Below are 20718 nucleotides of genomic sequence, written 5' to 3' on the forward strand. Positions count from 1 at the left end.
CACAACGTAAAGAAACGTGAAAGCACTCCGAAATCTGTTAGACAAAGTTCAGCCCAACTTTGAAAAAGGTGGCAAACTGGAAAAATTCCATGCCGCTTACAATGCCATCGAGACTTTTTTATTTGTGCCCAACCATACCACACAGGGCGGTGTACATATTCGGGACGCAGTGGACTTAAAACGCACCATGTTTACGGTGATTATTGCCCTCTTGCCCACCCTCCTCTTTGGCATGTGGAATATCGGCTACCAGCACTATCTTGCCTTTGGTGTAGAAAGTAGCCATACTGAAAACCTATTGTTTGGCCTAATCAAAATAGCCCCCCTGCTGATTGTGTCTTATGGTGCTGGCTTAGGGGTTGAGATTTTGTTTGCACAAATGCGGGGCCATGCAGTGAATGAAGGTTATTTGGTCACAGGTATGCTCATCCCTTTAACGCTTCCAGTTACAACGCCACTTTGGATGGTCGCTTTGGCTTCCATTTTTTGTGTGGTGTTGGGAAAAGAGGTTTTTGGCGGAACAGGGATGAACTTCATGAATCCAGCCCTTCTCGCCCGTGCATTCTTGTTCTTCGCCTTTCCAGCTTATCTGAGTGGTGAGGTCTGGGTGGACTTAACGCCCGAAGCAGGCCGTGCGCTCGTAGATGGGTATTCCGGTGCAACATCTTTGGCGGTAGTGGATGCGAATTTCACGGCAACCCCTTCGCCGTGGGATATGTTTATGGGCTTTGAGAAAGGTTCCATCGGTGAAACCAGTACGCTAATGGCCCTCATAGGTGCTGCATATCTGATTTACACAGGCGTAGGTAGTTGGCGGATCATTCTTTCGGTGTTTTTGGGTGGTTATCTGATGGGTCTTTTTATGAATGTACTGGCACCCGCCGATGCCCCTACCCACATTATGCACGCACCCGCGTACTATCACCTCATTATGGGCGGGTTTGCCTTTGGTGCGGTGTATATGGCCACCGATCCCGTTTCTGCGGCACAAACCGAATCTGGAAAATGGATTTATGGTTTCCTCATCGGAGCCTTTACGGTAATGCTTCGGGTGTTCAACCCTGCGTACCCAGAAGGAATGATGCTCAGTATTTTGTTCTTTAACGTGTTTGCTCCATTGATTGACCATTTTGTGGTTCAACGGAACATCAATAAACGACTAAAACGTGCACTCCAATAATTACACCTTCGCCTTTGCGGCCATACTCACCGTAATTGCCGCCGTGCTTCTTGCTTTTGCCTCGGAAGGTTTACGTCCGCAGCAAGAAGCCAATGTTGCCCTTGAGAAACGATCCGACATTCTCCGGGCCGTACACGCCAAACCAACCAATCCGAACGAAGTGGTGACGTATTACACCCAAAACGTAGCGGAATTGGTGATTAATGCAAAAGGAGAAACGATTTCGGGATTAAAAGCCTTTGATTTGGCGTTGAAAGACGAATACGAAAAACCTGAAAACGAACGCCAACTTCCTTTGTATGTTTATACAGGTAAAGACGGGAAAAAATATTATGTCGTTCCTCTTCATGGGGTGGGGCTTTGGGGTCCTATTTGGGGCTATGTCTCGGTGAAAGATGATTTCAAGACCGTTTATGGTGCTGTTTTTGACCACAAAGGGGAAACTCCTGGTCTTGGTGCAGAAATCTCTACCGATATGTTCCAAAAGCCCTTCGAAGGAAAAACCATCGTAGATGAGCAAAACAATTTTGTCTCGGTACGTGTCGTCAAGAAAGGCCAAAAAGTGGAAGCCGGACCAGCCCACATGGTAGATGCAATCTCCGGCGGAACGATTACGTCGAATGGGGTGGATGCCATGTTATCAAAGTGTTTGAAGCCCTATCTACCCTATTTCGAGAAATTAACATCTAACGCTAAACCATAAACCCTTATGAGTGCAGAAGTAAATGCGCCGGTAAAGCAAGCAGCACCGAAAGAGGCCCTGTTTTCCAAAAAAAACCGAAAAGCCCTTTTTGATCCGTTAGATGACAACAATCCAGTCTCGGTTCAGGTATTGGGAATTTGTTCTGCCTTGGCGGTTACGGTTCAGGTAAAACCTGCCATTATCATGACCTTAGGTGTGGTCTTTGTAACGGCTTTTTCAAATCTTATCATCGCAAGCATTCGCGACCGCATTCCGGGACGTATCCGCATTATTGTCCAATTGGTAGTGGTAGCAACGTTGGTAACGTTGGTGGATCAGGTTTTGAAGGCGTATATGTATGATGTCTCCAAAAAACTTTCGGTCTTCGTTGGACTGATTATCACCAACTGTATTGTGATGGGACGTTTAGAAGCCTATGCCATGAGCCAAAAACCTTGGCCTTCATTTTTGGATGGTATAGGTAATGGATTGGGGTATGGACTCATTCTGATAGCAGTAAGCATCGTGCGCGAAATCTTTGGATCTGGAACCCTGTTGGGCTTCAAAGTCATCCCGCAATTTCTATATGACATGGGGTATGTGAACAATGGCTTGATGATGCTTCCGCCTGCCGCCTTATTTATTATCGGTTGCATCATTTGGTGGCAGCGAAGCCGAAACCCCAAACTTATCAATGTGTCTTAAAGTTTTAAACAATTAATATATGGAACATCTTGCAGGCATATTGGTCAAGTCCATCTTTGTGGAAAATGCCATTTTTGCATTTTTCTTGGGGATGTGTTCATTCTTGGCTGTGTCAAAATCCATTAAAACGGCCTTTGGGCTGGGCATTGCGGTCATCTTTGTGATGGTACTTACAACCCCGGCCAACTATCTGATTCTCACGTATCTGCTTAAAGAAGATGCCTTGGCTTGGATTCACCCCAGTTTGGCGGGTGTGGACCTTACGTTCCTGGCTTTTATTCTTTTTATCTCGGTGATTGCTGGAATGGTGCAACTGGTAGAAATGATTATCGAGAAGTTTTTGCCCGCCTTGTACAATTCGCTCGGTATTTTCTTACCCCTGATCACCGTGAACTGCTCCATTTTGGGCGCAGCCTTGTTTATGCAGGAGCGAGAGTATAATTTTGCTGAAACGACTGTTTTCTCGCTGGGTATGGGTATAGGATTCTTCCTTGCCATTGTGGCCTTGGCCGCTGTCCGAGAAAAATTGCGTTATTCTCACATTCCAGACCCTCTGAAAGGGCTGGGCATTGCCATGATCATCACCGGACTTATGGCTTTGGCATTCCTTAGTTTTGCCGGTATTCAACTGTAAAATAAAGTCGCTAAAATCATGTTTACGATACTTGCAGGTAGCATTGCGGTCTTTTTATTGGTCATCCTGATTTTGGTTTTCCTGATCCTTACGGCAAAGGAAAAATTACTTCCGAGTAAAGATGTCAAGATTATCATCAACGGTAAAGCCGACGAAGCCATTACAGTTAAACCAGGTAGTACCCTTTTAACAACCTTGGCCGAGCAAAAACTTTTTTTGGCCTCGGCTTGTGGCGGCGGCGGAACCTGCGCCATGTGTAAGTGCAAAGTGCTCTCTGGCGGCGGTGACGTACTCCCCACGGAGACGAACCACCTCAACCGTCGTCAAGTAGCCGAAAAAGAACGCTTGGCGTGTCAGGTAAAGGTGAAAGAAGACATGGAAATCGTGATTCCGGACGAGGTGTTCGGGGTCAAAAAGTGGGAATGCACGGTTACATCCAACGACAATGTTTCTACGTATATCAAGGAGTTTGTGGTGAAGTTGCCGGAAGGTGAAACCCTTGATTTTGATTCGGGCGGATATATCCAGCTGGATGTGCCGGAGTTGGATCTGGAATTTAAGCAAGACCTGTACAATATTCCGGATCGTTTTCGGGATGACTACGACAAGTACAAAATTTGGGACTTGAAGTTGAAGACGGACGAGCCGATTTTCCGGGCTTACTCTATGGCCAACCATCCAGCAGAAGGCAATGTGATTATGTTGAATATCCGTTTGGCCACACCGCCTTGGGATCGTGCAAAGAATGGCTGGAAAGACGTGCCGCCAGGAATTTGTTCTTCCTATGTATTTTCCCGCAAACCGGGCGATAAAGTAACCATTAGCGGTCCTTACGGCGAATTCCACATCAAGGACACTGGAAACGAAATGGTGTATATTGGTGGTGGCGCAGGCATGGCCCCACTACGCTCGCAAATTTTCCATTTATTTCATACCCTTAAGACCGGACGGAAAGTATCGTATTGGTATGGAGCACGGAGCAAACGGGAGATATTCTACGAAGAACACTTCCGGGCCATCGAGCGCGAATTCCCAAATTTCCAGTTTAATATTGCCCTTTCCGAACCTTTACCGGAAGACAATTGGACGGGGTATGTGGGCTTCATCCACCAAGTAGTCTTAGACAATTATCTTGGTAAACACGAAGCGCCGGAAGACATTGAGTATTACCTTTGTGGACCACCCATGATGCTCTCTGCCGTTGATAAGATGTTAGACAGTTTGGGCGTCCCGAAAGAGAAAATCGCATTCGACGACTTCGGTAGTTAGCCAAAACCAAACCAGCCAAGCCTGTGTAGAATGTTTTCCGCACAGGCTTTTTTTGTGAAACACGTACACAAATGAAACATCTTCTATTCATCTTGTTTGCTATTGGGTTGGCCGGCTGCCAATCCAATAAGGTTTCTGGTGATCATTTGGTAGAGTTGAGTGGGGAGGCACAAGGAACCACGTTCTCCATTCGCTACACAGATTCTGCACAACGGGACTTTTCCAAGCCGTTAGATAGCCTCTTTACGGCGGTCAACAAAAGCATGTCCACCTGGGATACGACTTCTACCATTTCTAAAATTAACCGAGATGCGGTACACGTACTCGACCCTATGTTCGAGCAGGTTTTCCGGAAGAGTATGGAAGTTTCGGAAGCCACCGATGGGGCCTTTGATGTCTCGGTGGGGCCTTTGGTAGGCGCCTGGGGATTTGGCTTTAAGAAGGGTGAAACAACCATGCCCCCTCGCAAAGTGGATAGCTTGCGGGCGTTGATTGGCTATAAAGACCTGAAACTTTCCGGCAATCAGGCGGTGGTCAAACGTAAAGGGATGCAAATTGATTTTAATGCTATTGCCCAAGGATATACGGTTGACCTAGTGGGGCAGTTTTTGGAAAGCAAAGGCATAGAGCATTATATGGTAGAGTTAGGCGGTGAGGTTTTTACAAAAGGAAAAAAACCTGATGGCACGTTATGGCGTATTGGAATAGACAAACCTACCGATCAAGAGACCGAAGGCCGTCCCTTACAAGCGATTGTGAACCTAAGCAACAAAGCATTGTCCACTTCGGGAAGTTACCGGAAGTTCTACATCCGGAATGGTGTAAAATATTCCCACACCATTGATCCAAAAACCGGATATCCTGTAAAACACAACCTCTTGAGTGTATCGGTTATCGCCAATGATTGCGCCACTTCGGATGCCTATGCCACCGCCTTTATGGTGATGGGTGTTGAAAAAACCTTATCCTTCATCAAAGGGAAGCCCTTAGAAGTATTCATGATATTTGGCGACGAAAAGGGAGGCTTACAAGTAAAAATGTCGGAAGGGTTTAAAAAATATTTAGCCGAATAAGCCACTTCAAAGGTACGCACCTAAAGGATGTTGGAAAAATGATTGCAACCTATGGTGTCTGCACTGGAAAACCTTTCAGGTACGATAAGGCTTCGGGGCCATAGTTAAACAATAGATCCAACATACTCAGGTCTGGGTAAAATCCGGCATACACCTGGCGATAAACCACGGGCTTCCAATCCACAAAATGCACGTTGAGACCAGCCTTTACAGCAAACATGGCTGCTTCCTTGGTGGTCAGAAGAGGTTTTAGCCATGCCATACTCAATTCATTTAGGTTCGTCGGTGGATTGTTGCCCCAGTCCGACATGCACTCGATGGTTACTTCGTATGCCAAAGCCTTGCACAACCAGCGCAAAGAAGCGGCACTGAGTTGCCCAAGTGTGGTGTAAGGCTCGGCATAAAATGATGCCAAAGAAGATTCATAATAGTCATACATCGCAGATGACCGATAGTGGTTCTGTAAGGTTTTGAGGTGCGATTCACGCCATTTTAGTTGGGCATCTTCAAAAGTAACCGCATGAATCGGATCACCAAACCGATACCGCACCGGTACTGAAAGCCAAGCAACTCCCGTATCGGTGCGAATAGAAGTTCTGTTCTGGTAAGATTGTCGGCTGTACTGGAACGTATCTGCCAAAATCACCCGATCTGCTTGTAGAATGGTAGAAAAGACCGAAATACGCGGAAAAAAATCGGGGATACAAATGGCTGTGAAGGTCTTCATTAGAATGCGATCAATGGTTGGTAAAAAGCGTTCAGGTGTTTGGCAACGTGTTTTTATAGCGCCTACCAAATAAGTATTTTGGTAAAAAAAGATGATCAAAAACCCCTACATTCAAGATCGTTATTTTCGATGGTCGGTTTTGGTTTTTTTGGGAACCATTGCCTTCAGTTTGATAGGCATGTTGCTCCTCTACATCCCGCCTGTTACGGCTTTTTTTGCACCTATACTATCTTGGCTCATCAAAATTCCTACGTGGATCTACATGTTGTTAATGCCCGTTACGGTTTGGCTGCTCTATTATCCACATTTGGGGCTTCATAAATCCCTCTTCTTTTTAAGTTGGGCGGTTTTTGTAGGAACCGTGATGGAACTTTTGGGGACCGCCACCGGATTTCCATTTGGAAAATACTTTTATACCGATCTGTTAGGTCCTAAGATTTTGGATCTTGTCCCGTATTTCATCCCACCAGCATGGTACGCTATGGGTCTTTTATCTTTCGATTTGGCCACTCGCCTATCGCTTAAAGGCATGCAGCGTGTATTGGCGGCTTCTTTGTTTATGGTTTTGTGGGATTTCAGCTTAGACCCGGCGATGAGTTATGCCCAGACCTTTTGGGTGTTTCCTGATGGCGGTTTTTTCTTTGGAATGCCTCCGGAGAACTGGCTGGGGTGGTTTGTATCGGCCCTGATTATTATGGTAGGGTTTGAGTATCTGGGGCATGGCATCCGCCCCACCCTCACCCCATGGGTGCCCCGGCTTTGGTTTCTAAATGCTGCTTTTCCATTTTTGGTCTCGTTGGTTTCCTTAAAAGTAGCGGCCTTCGGGTTTGGCCTCTTTGCTTCCATTATCCCACTTTTGGCCGTTTGGGCTTATGAACACCAAGTAACAGCAGAGGAATAGCTCTATGCTCCAGATGCCCCTCTCTGAAACTGCCATTTGGCAAGACTTTAGGCGTCACTCGCGCACGTTTTCAATGGCCACGCATCTTTTGCCCTCCGAAATTCGGATGCCCGTTGCTACCTTATACAGGTATTGTCGGATAATAGACAATATTGCGGATGAAATGGCCCTACGAGCAGGAAAAAAACAGGCGTTATCAGAATTGGCGCAGGTGGAAGACCATCTATTGGGTGTGTTTGCTGGAAAGCCTCCTACGGAACCCTTTTGGCGACGACTTTCGGTCATTCATGAGCAGTTTACCTTGTCACATAAGCCCATGCAAGAACTTATCGAAGGCGCGAGATGGGATCTGACAGATCAGAAAGTCTATTCTGAAGACGACTTGCTTTCATACGCCAATTTGGTGGCTGGTTGTGTGGGTGCGATGATGTTGCCTTTTTTGGTACGGTCACAAGATGATCGGATGGTATTAGAACCAACCGCACGCGCACTGGGCAACGCAATGCAAGTCACCAACATTATTCGCGATGTAGGGGAAGACATCCGTACCTTAGACCGCATCTACATTCCAGAAAGTTGGCTAAGCGAGTCTGGCTTTTCGCGCCAAACGTTATGCCAAGACCTGCCACCTGCTGGATATGCCCACCTCATGGAACGGATGATGCAGTTGGCCGAGCAACTTTACATAGAGGGATTTAAGGGGATTCATCGGCTTCCTGCACGTGTTCGGGGTGGTATTCGGGCTGCCGCAAGGTTGTACCGAGAAATATTGAACGAAGTGCGGCAAAACGAGTACAACAACCTAACCCGAAGGGCATACGTCCCCACAACCCGGAAAATACGCTTGGTATTGGACAATGATTATTATCGTCGCAGAGATGCTTTGCTTCCCCATAATCATCCAAAAAGAATTTACCCTCCTTTGTTTTCTACGCCATCATGAGGTTATCCCTTTTTAGCCGGTTTTGGAGTGCCGCCATGCGAAGAGGACTTCTGGATGGGATCGAACAAGTGGCACTATTTGGAGCAGAGCACCTAATCAATCAACCCACCCTCTTTTACCTTAACCATCATACCCACTTTGATGGACACCTTGTCTGGCTGATGATTTATGAGATACGCCAACGACGCGGTGTTGTTTGGATGGAACGTTGGGAAGACTTCCCCTTTTTAGGACTTTTAGGCGGATTACCTTTTCCTCGGAACCAACCCAAGGCCCAAATCGAAACCATGAACCGAACAGTCGAACTCTTGGACAAACATCCTGATTGGGATTTTTACATTTTTCCAGAAGCTCGCCAACATCCGCCAGAAGAGGGGGTGTTGCCTTTTTCTCCCAAAATCTTACAGCGCCTTTCCCGTAAAATGCCTCATTTGCTGCTTTGCCCTGTTGCCATTCATGTTACTTGGTGGACGGGTGAACGTCCAACCTTGTTGCTAAAGGTTGGCGAGGCCCATAACCAACCCGATGGAAGGGAGGCCGAACGGCTACAAGAATTATTACATCAACTTACACAGCCCCAAACCGCCTCCCCGCGTATTGTATTGTCACATCCGATAAAACCAAACAGGAACTTTCGGTGGATGCGGTACTTTTTTCGTCATTACCCCAAGTAGTTTGCGTTCGTCCGCTGTTGAATCGTTCTAAAGCCCCTTTCGAGCATATTTTTAGACGAATCATTTTTTTACTCGCTTAGGTAAAAGTATATTCGGGTCTCCGAGCAGTTACCAAGGGTAATTGACTTTTTATAACCGGGGCAGGTTCGGCAATATTTGGTCTTGCACATTCTCCGTAACTCATCATCCTATGCTAAAGTATTTTCTTTTATGTGTACTGTTCGCGAGCAGCGTACAAGCACAAACCCAGTGGATCGTGATCGGCTCGAACATTCGGGTTCGTCAGGCTTCTGATGTTTCGGCTACCGAATTAGGTAAATTGGGACTGGGCGTTATTGTGGTACAGAAAGGAAAATCGGTTACCAAAACAACCATTGGTGGAAAAACCGATTTTTGGTATCAGATCTCTACACCCACGCTAACGGGCTGGGTTTTTGGTGCCTTTCTTAAGCCCTATGTGGCTTCCCAAAAACAAGTCATTTATATGGAATTGGTGCGGTCTCGGCTTGCAACAGAGGCGACCAATTTTTTAGATGAAGCTGATTTGGTGGTGTTTACCGAGCGGGCTATTCGCGAGATAAAAAGTCCACCTTTGGTTGGTGAATTGGAAATGAGCCGCTTGCTTGCCCTTAAACGTGCAGCACCTTTGATGCTCATGGATACCAACACCGGAACTTATCCGGAGCCTTATAAATCATGGGCCCAGCGCCATGAAGCCAAGTCCCTCTTCTATGACGAGATTTCGGCACAGTATTTATTAAAACCGGAAGTATTTTGGAATTTAGCCACCAAATACAAAAATGCTGCCATCGGAGAACGTATCGCTTGGGAGGCTTCTCAAGTACCATTAGGAGGTGAATGCGAAGGGGACCTTTCGTGTAACTTGGGTTATTTTAACGTCACTATTGGCGAATATCTACGCCGATATCCGAAGGGGGTTCATGTAAAGGAAGCCCTCAACCAAGTTTCAGAATGGCTATCGAGCATTTTACAATTGGAAGAACCATACATCAATGAGGTCTTTTATCCAGGGCAAAGAAAAGACTTTCAATCCACCTACGATGCGTTTCGGCGAGCAGTAAATGGGACGGTGAACCCCATTAAAGCAGAGGTTTTGGATCTTCTTTCACAAATAGACCAGAAGGTGAACTAAGGGCACTCGTTCCCATTTCATGATTCCGGAGTCTGCCCAGTGCAGGCTCTTTTTTTGATACGCAGGCATACGCATAAAGCATGAAGCTATATCCACAAAACATTGAACAAAAACTGGGGTTTGATGTACTCCGACAAAAATTAGATGCCTATACGCTCAGTCGGATGGGCCAAGAACGGGTAGAGGAGATGCTACCAAGTACCTCCATTCGGGTTGTTCAGCATAGCCTCCGTCAGGTTTCGGAGGCCCAGGCCCTCCTCACCTTCGACGATGCGTTGCCACTCACCGCCTTGCCAGACATCCGCGAAGTGGTTCGTTTCATTTTACCGGAAGGTGCGTTTATGCAGCCAGAAGCCCTTTTGGGTGTTGGGCATATCGTGGGAAATACCCGTCGCCTGAAGTCATATCTGGAGGCACGAAGAACCAAATACCCTGCCTTACAAGAAGTTGCATTGGGACTCTACCCACAAAAAACGTTAGAGCGACGCATTGGTGAAACAGTGGACGATACCGGACAAATCAAGGACGATGCCTCCCCGGAATTGCGGCGCATTCGTCGGAATCTCTTGCGTATTCAAGGTGAACTCAGGTCGCGTGTGATGGCCGAACTCCGACGGGCAGAAAAAGAGGGCTTTGCTGCGGATGACCAGCCCACGATCCGAAATGGCCGCTTGGTTATTCCGGTAAAGGCAGAGGCCAAACGAAAAGTGACCGGATTCCTTCATGATGTCTCGGCAACGGGGCATACGGCATACATCGAGCCTGCCGCCGTCATGGAACTAAACAACGATCTTCGCGAACTTGAAACCGAGGAAAGGCGTGAAATTGAACGGATTCTACGCGATGTCTGTACCGAACTAAGAAGTGTGGCCCCAGCCCTCTTAAACAGTGTGGAAACATTAGGCGAATTCGACTTTGTCTTGGCGAAGGCGCGGCTGGCGAATGCCTTGGGCGGAACGGTTCCACAACTGAATGAACAAGGGATTTTTAAGCTCAAAAAAGCCAAAAACCCAATGCTGGTTTTGCGGTATGCGCAGGAGAAAAAAAACATTATACCATTAGACCTCACTTTGGGCGAAGATTTCCGTTCCCTCATCATTACCGGGCCTAATGCAGGCGGCAAATCGGTAGCCATGAAGACCGTAGGATTATTGGCGCTGATGGTGGCCTACGGTCTGCCTATTCCATGCCATGGCGATGCCTCGGATGTATGTTTATTTCAGGCTGTTTTTGCCGATATAGGCGACGAACAAAGCATTGAAAATGACCTTTCCACGTTTAGCTCACACCTTACCCATTTGCGCCACATGTTGACCGAGGCAAATGCCCGCACCTTGATTATGATTGATGAAGCGGGAACCGGAACCGATCCCTCCGAGGGAGTGGCTTTATCGCAATCCATGCTCGAACATTTTCATCGCCTTGGGGCAACGGTCATCGTCACCACCCATCACGGGGCACTAAAGGTTTTTGCCCACGAAACGCCTGGTGTAGAAAATGGGGCCATGAGCTTCGATGAAGCCAATATCACGCCCACTTATCGCCTCCAAACAGGTATTCCGGGGTCGTCTTATGCCTTTGAAATGGCCGAACGCCTTCACATACCCACCGCCATTATCGAGCGGGCGCGTGGATTAATGGGAACTCAGCAGGCCTCTTTTGAAAACCTTTTACATGATTTTGCGCGTAAGAACGAAGACTTATCGGCACAACTAAAAAAACTTTCGGAAGAAAAAGCTGCATTAGAAGCCAGCCGTAACCAATACGAAACACGCCGTCTTCATCTCGAGCAAGTGAAAGACCAAATTCGTAAAGACGCCCTCAACGAAGCACAAAAGGTTTTGGATCAGGCGAATGCCGAAGTAGAACGCACCATCCGGGAAATTCGGGAAGCCCAGGCCGAAGCGGAACGAACCAAAATGGCCCGTCAACAACTTGAAGCAACCAAAGACCTTGTAAAACGGTATCAAACCAACTTGGAAAAGCGCGTACAGGCCCGTGAAGTCTTGCAAGAAGCCCAACGCCAAAAATCTCCGCCAGCCAACGAACCCAAAAAGGCACCCAAAAAACCAGAGGCCCTGTCAACCACCATTCGGGTAGGAGATCAAGTGGTTGTCGGAGAAGGAACCACCCCAGCCGAAGTATTGGAAATTGTGGGCAATAATGCCTTGGTGGCCCAAGGCTCGATGAAAATAAAAGCCAAATTGAACCAATTACGCAAAGTGGCAGGACGGCAAAAACAAACCGTAACCGTCCGACACCAATATGCCAGTACCGACGCTTTATCCACGGGCCGTGCCCGCATCCATTTAGACATTCGTGGCCAACGTGTGGAAGACGCCAAAATGATCGTAACACAATTTTTAGACGATGCTGTGGCTGCCAACCTGAACCGATTGGAAATTCTACATGGAACAGGTACAGGTGCGCTCCGATTGGCGCTCAAAGACTTGCTGTCCCACTACAATGGTGTTTCGCGGTTCGAGGAAGCCCCCTGGGATTTGGGGGGGCCTGGTGTCACCTATGTCTGGCTGGATTAGGTTCGTTCTTGACCTGAATGATTTCAGCGGCGATGCTCACAGCAATCTCCATCGGAGTTTTTGAGTGTATTGGAAGGCCAATGGGTGTATGTACTAACGCCAATGCCTGTTCAGAAAACCCTTCTTTTCGGAGTTTATGAAGGAGTGTTTTCATTTTAGCAACACTTCCTAGAACACCCAAATACGCAAATGTCTTCCCCAGTAGCTGCCGCATCACAACCTCATCGGTATGGAAACCCAGCGTCATCACCACCACATAGTGCTGAGCGCCTTCGGGAATGTATGAGGAGATGGTGGTATAATCCAAAATCGTGACCTCTTCGGTAAAATGATTTGCGGCTATTGTGTTCAAGTGGGGGCGGTTATCAAACAAGCGGACACAAAATCCCAGTTTTGCCATCAGTTCCGACAAGGCAAGACCACAATGCCCACCACCAATTAGAAATAACTGCGGTCGCTGATCCAATCTCTCGGTGTACGTAAAACCATCTGCCGAGCGGTCAAATTCCGAGGTTAAGACCGACGTTTTTGCTACCAAGTGCAAACCTGTGGGAGTGATTCTAAGCCCTGTATTTTGGTATTGAAAGCAGTTTAATATTTTATTAACCACCAATAAGTCTTTATGAAACAAAGACATAAACACTATCATCTGTTCGCCAGAGCAAATCATCCCACTGGCTTCGGGGGCATTTTTTCGATGTACTTGTTTGCGTAAAATGGTTGTCACTTCGGCAGCATCAAGCCGCTTCCGGGCTTCTGCGACCATATTCATCTCCATTATCCCACCGCCAATGCTTCCCCAGAGCGTTTCTTTGGTGACTGCCATTTTAAAGCCTGCCCTCCCCGGACTACTTCCGCTGCTTTGCACTACCACCATTAGCTGAACCACTTGTCTGCGCGAGAGTTCTTCAGCAACTTTTTTCCAGAAATCGGTGGTTTCATAACGAGGTGAGGGCTTCATAACGGATTATTATTTTCAGGATTATGCACATACGTGTATATCCAGTGGTGGAGGTCGGAGGTGAGAAGGGTTTTGTCTAACCGAAACGCACCGCCGGCCATGATCGCCTCGTGGCACGTTGGGTTGTAATAGAGAATGGTTAAAGGGCGGTCATTACGTAACAACGAAGCCATAACATGGCGCATCACACACGACATCACCGACTCTGGGAACGGATTAAAAAAGTATAGGTGCGAAAATCGGTCAAAGTCGGTAAAGGTTTTGGCATCCGCATGATGAATAAAGATGTCTTGGCGAAGAATTTGCATGTTTCTACGGGCAATATCCACCAATCGTTCAGACAATTCCACCCCCTCTACCGTTCCAAATCCTGCCTTTTGGAATAAGAGGAGGGCCGCCCCTTTTCCGCAACCCACGTCAAGGAGGGCATCGTTTTTACGTGGCTTCAGTTCCTTCAGCAAGCGCTTCAGTTCCGGAAGTTCGGCAGACGACGCATACCAATATCCTTGTTCAAGTGGTACGCCTGTCTCATCGTTATACATATTCACCATCAAATCTAAACCCCGCCATGTGTGCAGCATGTGCCGAATTTTTCGCTTTAGGCGTTGGAAATCATTCATCAGACAACTTACCTTGTTGGTTGTTTAAAGTAGGAACCCGGAAGATATGACAAATCACTTCTTTTTTTATTTAGATGCCCCCATCGGACCACTTGAAATTCGGGCAAATGACCAATTTGTCACAGCCCTTTATTTTGAGGGCGGAAAGGGGGCCTCGCCCATTCGCCAACCATCAAGCCCCGATCTGCCACCTCACCTCCAGACAGCCATAGAGGAACTTAATGCCTATTTTTCCGGACGGCTACGCACGTTTTCTTTCCCCATGCAGCAAACCGGAACCAATTTCCAACTGCGGGTTTGGCAGGAACTGATGCATATTCCCTACGGGGAAACCCTTTCATACCTTGAACTATCACAGCGCATCGGAGACACCAAAGCCATACGGGCTGTTGGCACAGCGAATGGTCGAAACAACCTCAGTATTGTTGTTCCATGCCACCGCGTGATCGGAAAGAATGGCCAACTTACTGGATATGGTGGGGGAATTTGGCGCAAAGACTGGCTTTTAAATCACGAAGCCAAATGGGCGAAAGGGGTACTTACCTTGTTTTAAAAGCGGGGAAATGCATTACTGTTATCGCTAGAGAGCGGTCTCAAAAAAAAAACGAGTATAAAGCCGAGGCAAGATGGGCCATGCCACGCTTTTGGATGCTTTGCGACGTTCATCAATCCATTTGCCTTAAATTTTGTTTTTACAAACTTAAAAGGTGATCTAAGACACTATGGGAGAGAACTGTCCGAAGAAAAAGAGTGGTTGTGGTTTTGGCGTATAGGGACAACTTCCACTGTTTTTTTTAGAAACCATCGTTTCATCGTAAAATCAATACCGTATATTTTTGTCAAGGACACCTTTTAATCAATCGTAAAAAACTATGAAACAAGGACAGGTTCTCTTGCTCACCTCGATACTGGCCGCCATGCTGGTAATGGGCTATTTTGCAGGCATTTTCGGTGGGCAGGAGTCAACTGTTAAGCTTCCTAATTGGGGCATCAAGCCCGAAGAAATTGACGCCATCGAAATTCGTGTGACGGGTCAAGACACGTTAAAACTGCTAAAAGGTGCAGCAGGATGGCACATAACCAGCCCCCAACAAAGTCCAGCGGACTCACTCGCCATTGTCAGGCTATTAGACCAAATTGTGGCCCTTAAACCAGAAAGTATTGTGGCCAATTCGCCCGACAGATACGCCGCTTATGGGGTCGCATCCTCTGCCCGAACCATCGTACTCACGCTTGGAAAAAATACCAGAACCCTCATTTTAGGGAACACCACCGTAGATGGCGCCTCATTTTTCCTACGGATAGGCAATGATCCACAAGTCATTCAGGCAAGAGGCAACCTTTCTACCAATGCCAATGTGTCGGATTGGCGTTCTACAACGGTCCTCCGGTTACCCATCTCGACCATTCAGCGGATTTCGGTCTCTATACCCGATGAAAAATATGAAGTGGTCAACAGCAATGGTCGTTGGCAATTGATCCGGAATGGCATTGGAACCACTGCCGACACCCTTAGCACCGTTAAATGGCTCCGCCGATTAGGCGCATTAAAGGCTGATGCCTTTGTGACGGAAGTTCAAGCGAACGCCCTGAAAACAGAAGGCACCCATTTGTTACGCATTCAAACAACCACCGGACAAACGCGCGAGCTTGTCTTAAAAGAATCTGCAAGTGGAGACGTGCTCGGAACATTAGATGGAATCAAGGATGTTTTCCGGCTTTCCCCTACACAGTTACCGCTCATTGCCCCAGAATCCGGCCAGCTTTCTCGCGAAACAACTACTACTTCGGGAACCACTACCTCTCCACCTATGCACGGCCCTACCCAAACCCAGCCGCTAAAAAAATCGCGAAGAGGAGAGGAGGGCGAAGAAGGCTTGCTTTTACCCTAATTCCTAAGAAAACACTTCACAAAGCAAGGGCTTGATTTATACATTATAATATTTGTATATTTCGATTAATCAATAAAATAAGATGGGTGCAATCAATACCGAATCATTTAGCGTTCCACAAAACGAGTTGGCCAGTTTTGCACGTATTCTGGCCCACCCAGCGCGGATTGCCATATTGGAACAACTGATGGAGCGTGGCGCCACACATTGCGGCAAATTAGACTTGCCCTTAGCACAGCCCACCATTTCTGCACACTTAAAGGAACTGCGCCAAATAGGACTGGTCTATGGAAAAGTGGAAGGCACTTCGGTCTGTTATTGTATCAATCTGGAAGCATGGGAGCGGATGCGCGAGGATTTCGAGGTCTTCTTTGCCAAATTGCGCTATGTAGAGACCCTCCATGCGCCCTCCAAACTTAATCATTAACATACATCAACCTAAACATATAAAAAAATGGCACTTGCAGTAACCGACAAAACCTTTCAGGCCGAAGTTTTAAACAGTAATGTTCCTGTATTGGTGGATTTTTGGGCCGCTTGGTGTGGTCCTTGTTTGATGATTGCTCCGGCCGTTGAGCAGTTGGCCAATGAATATGCGGGCAAAGCGAAAGTTGTGAAACTAAATGTGGATGAAAACCAGTATGTAGCCAGCCAATACGGCATTCGTTCCATCCCCACCTTGTTGGTCTTCCATAAAGGCAAAGTGGTGGACCAGATCATTGGCGCCGTACCTAAGAAGAAGTTGGCTGCACATTTAGACCAGGCGATCGAAAAGGCAGGATCTGTTGTCTGATAAACCTATATATAATAAAGAGTTGCCCGGGTGATACCGGGTTCTCTTTTTGGATAAAACAGATATGATCAACGAACTAAATTTTGTGACTGCCGAGCGACTAAAGGTTGTCATTATTGGTACAGGACCAGCCGGACTAACAGCGGCATTGTATGCGGCGCGTGCAAACTTAAGCCCTGTGGTTTTTGAAGGACCTGAGCCGGGAGGACAACTCATGACCACAACGGATGTAGAAAACTTTCCGGGTTTTCCGGAAGGGATTATGGGGCCAGAGATGATGCAGCGGTTCCGTGATCAGGCTACACGATTTGGCGCGGATCTTCGTTGGGGCATGGTGACGGAAGTGGATTTCTCGGAAAGACCCTTTAAATTGGTGGTGGATGAGGAAATTCCGGTTCTTGCGGATGCGGTTATTGTTTCCACAGGAGCTTCGGCCATGTACCTTGGTCTTGAAAACGAATTGCGGTTGCGCGGATATGGTGTTTCGGCCTGTGCCACCTGCGATGGGGCATTCTTTAAAAACCAAGAAATTGCGATTGTCGGTGGGGGCGATACCGCGATGGAAGAGGCCCACTACCTTACCCGCCATGCTTCGAAGGTGTATCTAATTCATCGGAGAGATTCCTTCCGTGCTTCCAAAATCATGCAGGAGCGGGTTTTAAACAATCCAAAGATTGAAGTCATCTGGAACACGGTGGTAACGGATGTTTTGGGAGAAAAGGAAGTTACTGGGCTTGCCCTCGAAAATACACAAACCGGAACCGCACAAACCTTGCCTGTTTCCGGATTTTTTGTTGCGATTGGACACAAGCCCAACACGGATGTTTTTAAAGGGCAGTTGGATATGGACGCGACCGGATATTTAAAAACAGGTTCGGGCAATACTTATACCAATATTCCAGGGGTTTTTGCCTGCGGTGATGCCCAAGACCATGTCTATCGGCAAGCCATCACGGCGGCGGGAACAGGTTGTATGGCCGCCATAGATGCCGAGCGCTGGCTATCCGAGCAAGAAGCATAGTGCTCAAACACGTTCTACGAACGTCATAAAAGAGGTTACCTCGTTATGAGATAACCTCTTTTATGAATGAATAGCGTGTATGTGACAGAGGCTTTAGGCAATTTCCGGCGCATCATTCGATGGCGCTGGCCCGTTTTCGTTCGTAGCCACCTCTTCGCCCCCAAGCCCATTTTCTTCCTCCTCGTCCTTCACCACCCGCGAAACATCCGCAATAGCATCGCCTTCTTTCAGGGTAAGCAGTTTTACCCCTCCTGCGGTTCTTCCCGTTTCACGAATGGTAGCTGCCGAAATTCGGATTAACAAGCCATTAATCGTAGCAATTACCAAGTCATCTTCATCGGTCACTCCACGAACGGCGACCAATGGCCCCGTCCGTTCAGTGGCTTTGAGGGTTGTAACCCCTTTCCCACCCCGGTTGGTCAAGCGATATTCCTCTACAAGGCTCCGTTTTCCATACCCATGCGCACTGACGGTCAGGATCATCATACTGGGGTCTGTTACAGCAATCATCCCGACCACTACTTCGCCTTCGGCAAGAGAAATCCCCCTTACACCCGTCGCAGTACGCCCCATCGGACGCACCCGGTGTTCCTCGAAGCGCACGGCATATCCGGCAGAAGAAGCCAAGATAATATCCACATTGCCATCGGTCATACGCACATCCAACAATTGGTCCCCTTCTTCGATGTTTTGGGCACGAATTCCATCCATACGTGGACGGCTATAATCCATCAGAGGGGTCTTTTTAACCGTACCATTTTTGGTTACCGAGAAAATGAAGTGTGTATTTTTGAATTCGGTACTGGCGAAATCGTTTTTATCCACCGAAAGCACTGCACGAACCTTGTCATCTTGATCAATTTGGATGAGGTTTCGGATAGAGCGACCTTTTGCGGTTCGGGAGCCTTCCGGAATTTCATATACCCGAAGCCAATAACATTTCCCAAAATCAGTAAAGAATAAAAGCCAGTCGTGGGTTCCGCAAACAAAAAGCTGTTCAATGTAGTCTTCATCGCGGGTTCCTGCTCCTTTCAGCCCTTTTCCGCCGCGCCCTTGCGCTTTATACTCGGAGGCCGAAGTCCGCTTAATCAAGCCCTGATGGGTCATCGTTACAACGGTCGTTACGTCTTCGATCAGGTCTTCCATGATGAATTCATCACCGCCCGAAGGGTCAATTTGGGTACGGCGTGGATCGGCATATTTCGTCCGAATCTCCACCAACTCCTGCTTAATAATTTCCATGCGCAGGGCTTCCGAAGCCAAAATTGCCCGCAATCGCTCAATTTCTTGAATCAATGCACGATACTCATCCTCAATTTTCTGCCGTTCCAAGCCTGTAAGCCGTTGTAAACGCAGTTCCAGAATGGCTTTGGCCTGAAGTTCAGACAGGGTAAACAGAGACTCATTGTGGGTGGGTAATCCGAGAATCGCACGGTCTTCGGGCGAAAGGCTGTTGGGGAACTTCCCAGCCATCAGGTTTTGTTGGGCCTCATCCACATTAGGAGAATGCCGGATGATGGAAATGACGGCATCCAAAAAGTCTAAGGCTATCCGGAGTCCTTCCAAAATATGTGCCCGTGCTTCGGCCTTCCGCAGTTCATATTCGGTACGCCGCGTAACCACTTCGTGGCGGTGTTCCACATAATATTGGATACATTCTTTGAGATTCAGGGTACGTGGGCGACCTTTCACCAACGCCACCGTATTCACCCCAAAGGTGGACTGAAGTGCCGTAAATTTATACAACTGGTTTTGGATTACCATCGGAATGGCGTCTTTTTTCAGTTCGATCACAATGCGCATCCCTTCGCGGTCGGATTCGTCGCGCAAGTCATGGATGCCTTCAATGCGTTTATCACGTACCAATTGGGCAATTTTTTCGATAATCCCAGACTTCAATACCTGATAAGGAATTTCGGTCACAACCAAGGCTGAGCGGCCATGCACGGTTTCCTCGTGCATTTTGGCACGGACCACCACACGGCCCCTGCCCGTAAGGTAGGCTTCCTTTACCCCGGCAGTTCCGTAAATAATGGCCCCGGTCGGAAAATCAGGCGCCGGGATATAGCCCATTAGATCTGCAATGGAAATCTCACGGTCGGCAATATAGGCAATGATGCCATCTATTAATTCCCCCAAATTGTGGGGCGGAATATTGGTGGCCATCCCAACAGCAATACCAGAAGAACCATTCAGCAACAGGTTCGGAATGGCTGCAGGCAATACTTCGGGTTCGTCTAAGGAGCCATCGAAGTTCGGTACAAAGTCCACGGTTTCCTTGCCCAAGTCGCGTAACATTTCCTCGGCCAAACGCGTCATTCGCACCTCGGTATAACGCATGGCCGCAGCCGAGTCGCCATCTATGGAACCAAAATTCCCTTGCCCATCCACCAAGGGGTAGCGCATGGCAAAATCCTGCGCCATCCTCACCATTGTCTGATAGACGGCAGAATCGCCATGTGGGTGATATTTTCCCAACACATCCCCTACAATCCGGGCACTTTTTTTATAGGCTTTGCCCGCGCCCATACTGAGTTCATCCATGCCATACAAGACGCGACGATGGACGGGCTTCAGGCCATCACGCACATCCGGCAACGCACGGCTGACAATGACCGACATCGAGTAATCAATGTAGGCCGCCTTCATTTCTTCTTCTATATTGATTGGGACGATGCGGGGGGTATCAGAACTTAGGGTTTCGTCGGAAGGGAGGTCGTTTTCGTTCAATTCGTCTGCCATAAACAGGACCTTGTTTGGGGGTATGAATCATTTTTGGGTTAGCTCATTAATATACGAAATACGATTACGCAGCGGCATGAAGAACGTTATAGGAATCATAACGTTTTCAGGTGAAAGAAGTTGATACCCAACGGGATGTTCTTCTTCGAGACTCCGTTGCGGCTGAGAAAAAAAGTAATGTACTTTAGATCTAAATTGAACATATAGA

General features: G+C 47.6%; 20 protein-coding genes. 16 read left to right on the top strand and 4 right to left on the bottom strand.

Annotated elements, in window-relative coordinates:
- Positions 1-16 precede the first annotated feature (16 nt).
- From JNN12_09310 to JNN12_09335, 6 genes are all read left to right on the top strand, one after another.
- Complete coding sequence (locus tag JNN12_09310; protein MBL7978528.1) at positions 17-1180, top strand: NADH:ubiquinone reductase (Na(+)-transporting) subunit B; 1164 nt, start codon at positions 17-19, stop codon at positions 1178-1180.
- A complete protein-coding gene (nqrC, locus tag JNN12_09315) occupies positions 1167-1883 on the top strand; it encodes an NADH:ubiquinone reductase (Na(+)-transporting) subunit C (protein MBL7978529.1) in 717 nt (238 codons plus the stop codon). The genes JNN12_09310 and nqrC overlap by 14 nt, the downstream gene beginning before the upstream one ends.
- Positions 1884-1889: 6 nt before the next feature.
- The gene (locus tag JNN12_09320; protein MBL7978530.1) at positions 1890-2567 is read left to right on the top strand and encodes an NADH:ubiquinone reductase (Na(+)-transporting) subunit D; all 678 of its coding nucleotides are present in this window, start codon (positions 1890-1892) and stop codon (positions 2565-2567) included.
- Positions 2568-2586: 19 nt separating this feature from the next.
- Entirely contained in the window at positions 2587-3201 is a 615-nt protein-coding gene (gene nqrE, locus JNN12_09325; GenBank protein ID MBL7978531.1) for an NADH:ubiquinone reductase (Na(+)-transporting) subunit E, read from the top strand.
- A gap of 18 nt (positions 3202-3219) precedes the next feature.
- On the top strand, positions 3220-4470 hold the full coding sequence (locus tag JNN12_09330) for an NADH:ubiquinone reductase (Na(+)-transporting) subunit F (protein MBL7978532.1): 1251 nt from the start codon (positions 3220-3222) through the stop codon (positions 4468-4470).
- A 71-nt stretch (positions 4471-4541) separates the two neighbouring features.
- Positions 4542-5543 (top strand): FAD:protein FMN transferase, encoded by a 1002-nt coding sequence (locus tag JNN12_09335; GenBank protein MBL7978533.1) that lies wholly within the window; start codon positions 4542-4544, stop codon positions 5541-5543.
- A 49-nt stretch (positions 5544-5592) separates the two neighbouring features.
- Here the strand turns inward: JNN12_09335 and JNN12_09340 are convergent, their stop codons facing one another.
- Positions 5593-6270, bottom strand: a complete 678-nt coding sequence (locus tag JNN12_09340) for a WbqC family protein (GenBank protein ID MBL7978534.1) — start codon at positions 6268-6270, stop codon at positions 5593-5595.
- 91 nt (positions 6271-6361) lie between these two features.
- Here JNN12_09340 and JNN12_09345 point away from each other — a divergent pair, with 91 nt between their 5' ends.
- From JNN12_09345 to JNN12_09365, 5 genes are all read left to right on the top strand, one after another.
- A complete protein-coding gene (locus JNN12_09345) occupies positions 6362-7171 on the top strand; it encodes a carotenoid biosynthesis protein (GenBank protein ID MBL7978535.1) in 810 nt (269 codons plus the stop codon).
- Positions 7172-7175: 4 nt separating this feature from the next.
- On the top strand, positions 7176-8114 hold the full coding sequence (locus JNN12_09350) for a phytoene/squalene synthase family protein (protein ID MBL7978536.1): 939 nt from the start codon (positions 7176-7178) through the stop codon (positions 8112-8114).
- Entirely contained in the window at positions 8111-8788 is a 678-nt protein-coding gene (locus JNN12_09355; protein ID MBL7978537.1) for a 1-acyl-sn-glycerol-3-phosphate acyltransferase, read from the top strand. Before JNN12_09350 ends, JNN12_09355 begins: the two co-directional genes overlap by 4 nt.
- A 190-nt stretch (positions 8789-8978) precedes the next feature.
- Complete coding sequence (locus JNN12_09360) at positions 8979-9941, top strand: SH3 domain-containing protein (protein MBL7978538.1); 963 nt, start codon at positions 8979-8981, stop codon at positions 9939-9941.
- 80 nt (positions 9942-10021) lie between these two features.
- Positions 10022-12481, top strand: a complete 2460-nt coding sequence (locus tag JNN12_09365) for an endonuclease MutS2 (GenBank protein MBL7978539.1) — start codon at positions 10022-10024, stop codon at positions 12479-12481.
- Here JNN12_09365 and JNN12_09370 read toward each other — a convergent pair.
- A complete protein-coding gene (locus tag JNN12_09370; protein MBL7978540.1) occupies positions 12459-13442 on the bottom strand; it encodes an XdhC family protein in 984 nt (327 codons plus the stop codon). The two genes, JNN12_09365 and JNN12_09370, sit on opposite strands and share 23 nt — an antisense overlap.
- Positions 13439-14062, bottom strand: a complete 624-nt coding sequence (locus JNN12_09375; protein MBL7978541.1) for a class I SAM-dependent methyltransferase — start codon at positions 14060-14062, stop codon at positions 13439-13441. The genes JNN12_09370 and JNN12_09375 overlap by 4 nt, the downstream gene beginning before the upstream one ends.
- 46 nt (positions 14063-14108) lie before the next feature.
- On the opposite strand from JNN12_09375, the gene JNN12_09380 reads away from it, so the two are divergent.
- From JNN12_09380 to trxB, 5 genes are all read left to right on the top strand, one after another.
- Positions 14109-14615: a methylated-DNA--[protein]-cysteine S-methyltransferase gene (locus JNN12_09380; GenBank protein MBL7978542.1), complete on the top strand. Its 507-nt coding sequence runs from the start codon at positions 14109-14111 to the stop codon at positions 14613-14615.
- Between the two features lie 319 nt (positions 14616-14934).
- Positions 14935-15954: a DUF4340 domain-containing protein gene (locus tag JNN12_09385; GenBank protein MBL7978543.1), complete on the top strand. Its 1020-nt coding sequence runs from the start codon at positions 14935-14937 to the stop codon at positions 15952-15954.
- An 82-nt stretch (positions 15955-16036) separates the two neighbouring features.
- Positions 16037-16381 (top strand): helix-turn-helix transcriptional regulator, encoded by a 345-nt coding sequence (locus JNN12_09390; GenBank protein ID MBL7978544.1) that lies wholly within the window; start codon positions 16037-16039, stop codon positions 16379-16381.
- A gap of 27 nt (positions 16382-16408) precedes the next feature.
- Positions 16409-16747 carry a thioredoxin gene (gene trxA, locus JNN12_09395; protein ID MBL7978545.1) on the top strand — a complete coding sequence of 113 codons (339 nt, stop codon included), beginning with the start codon at positions 16409-16411 and terminating at the stop codon, positions 16745-16747.
- Positions 16748-16811: 64 nt separating this feature from the next.
- Complete coding sequence (gene trxB, locus JNN12_09400) at positions 16812-17768, top strand: thioredoxin-disulfide reductase (protein MBL7978546.1); 957 nt, start codon at positions 16812-16814, stop codon at positions 17766-17768.
- A 93-nt stretch (positions 17769-17861) separates the two neighbouring features.
- On the opposite strand, the gene gyrA is transcribed toward trxB, so the two are convergent.
- Positions 17862-20510, bottom strand: coding sequence for a DNA gyrase subunit A (gene gyrA / locus JNN12_09405; protein ID MBL7978547.1), 2649 nt, complete (start codon positions 20508-20510; stop codon positions 17862-17864).
- Positions 20511-20718 lie beyond the last annotated feature (208 nt).

The sequence above is a fragment of the Bacteroidetes Order II. bacterium genome (genome assembly GCA_016788705.1).
In the GTDB taxonomy this organism is placed as follows: domain Bacteria; phylum Bacteroidota; class Rhodothermia; order Rhodothermales; family UBA2364; genus UBA2364.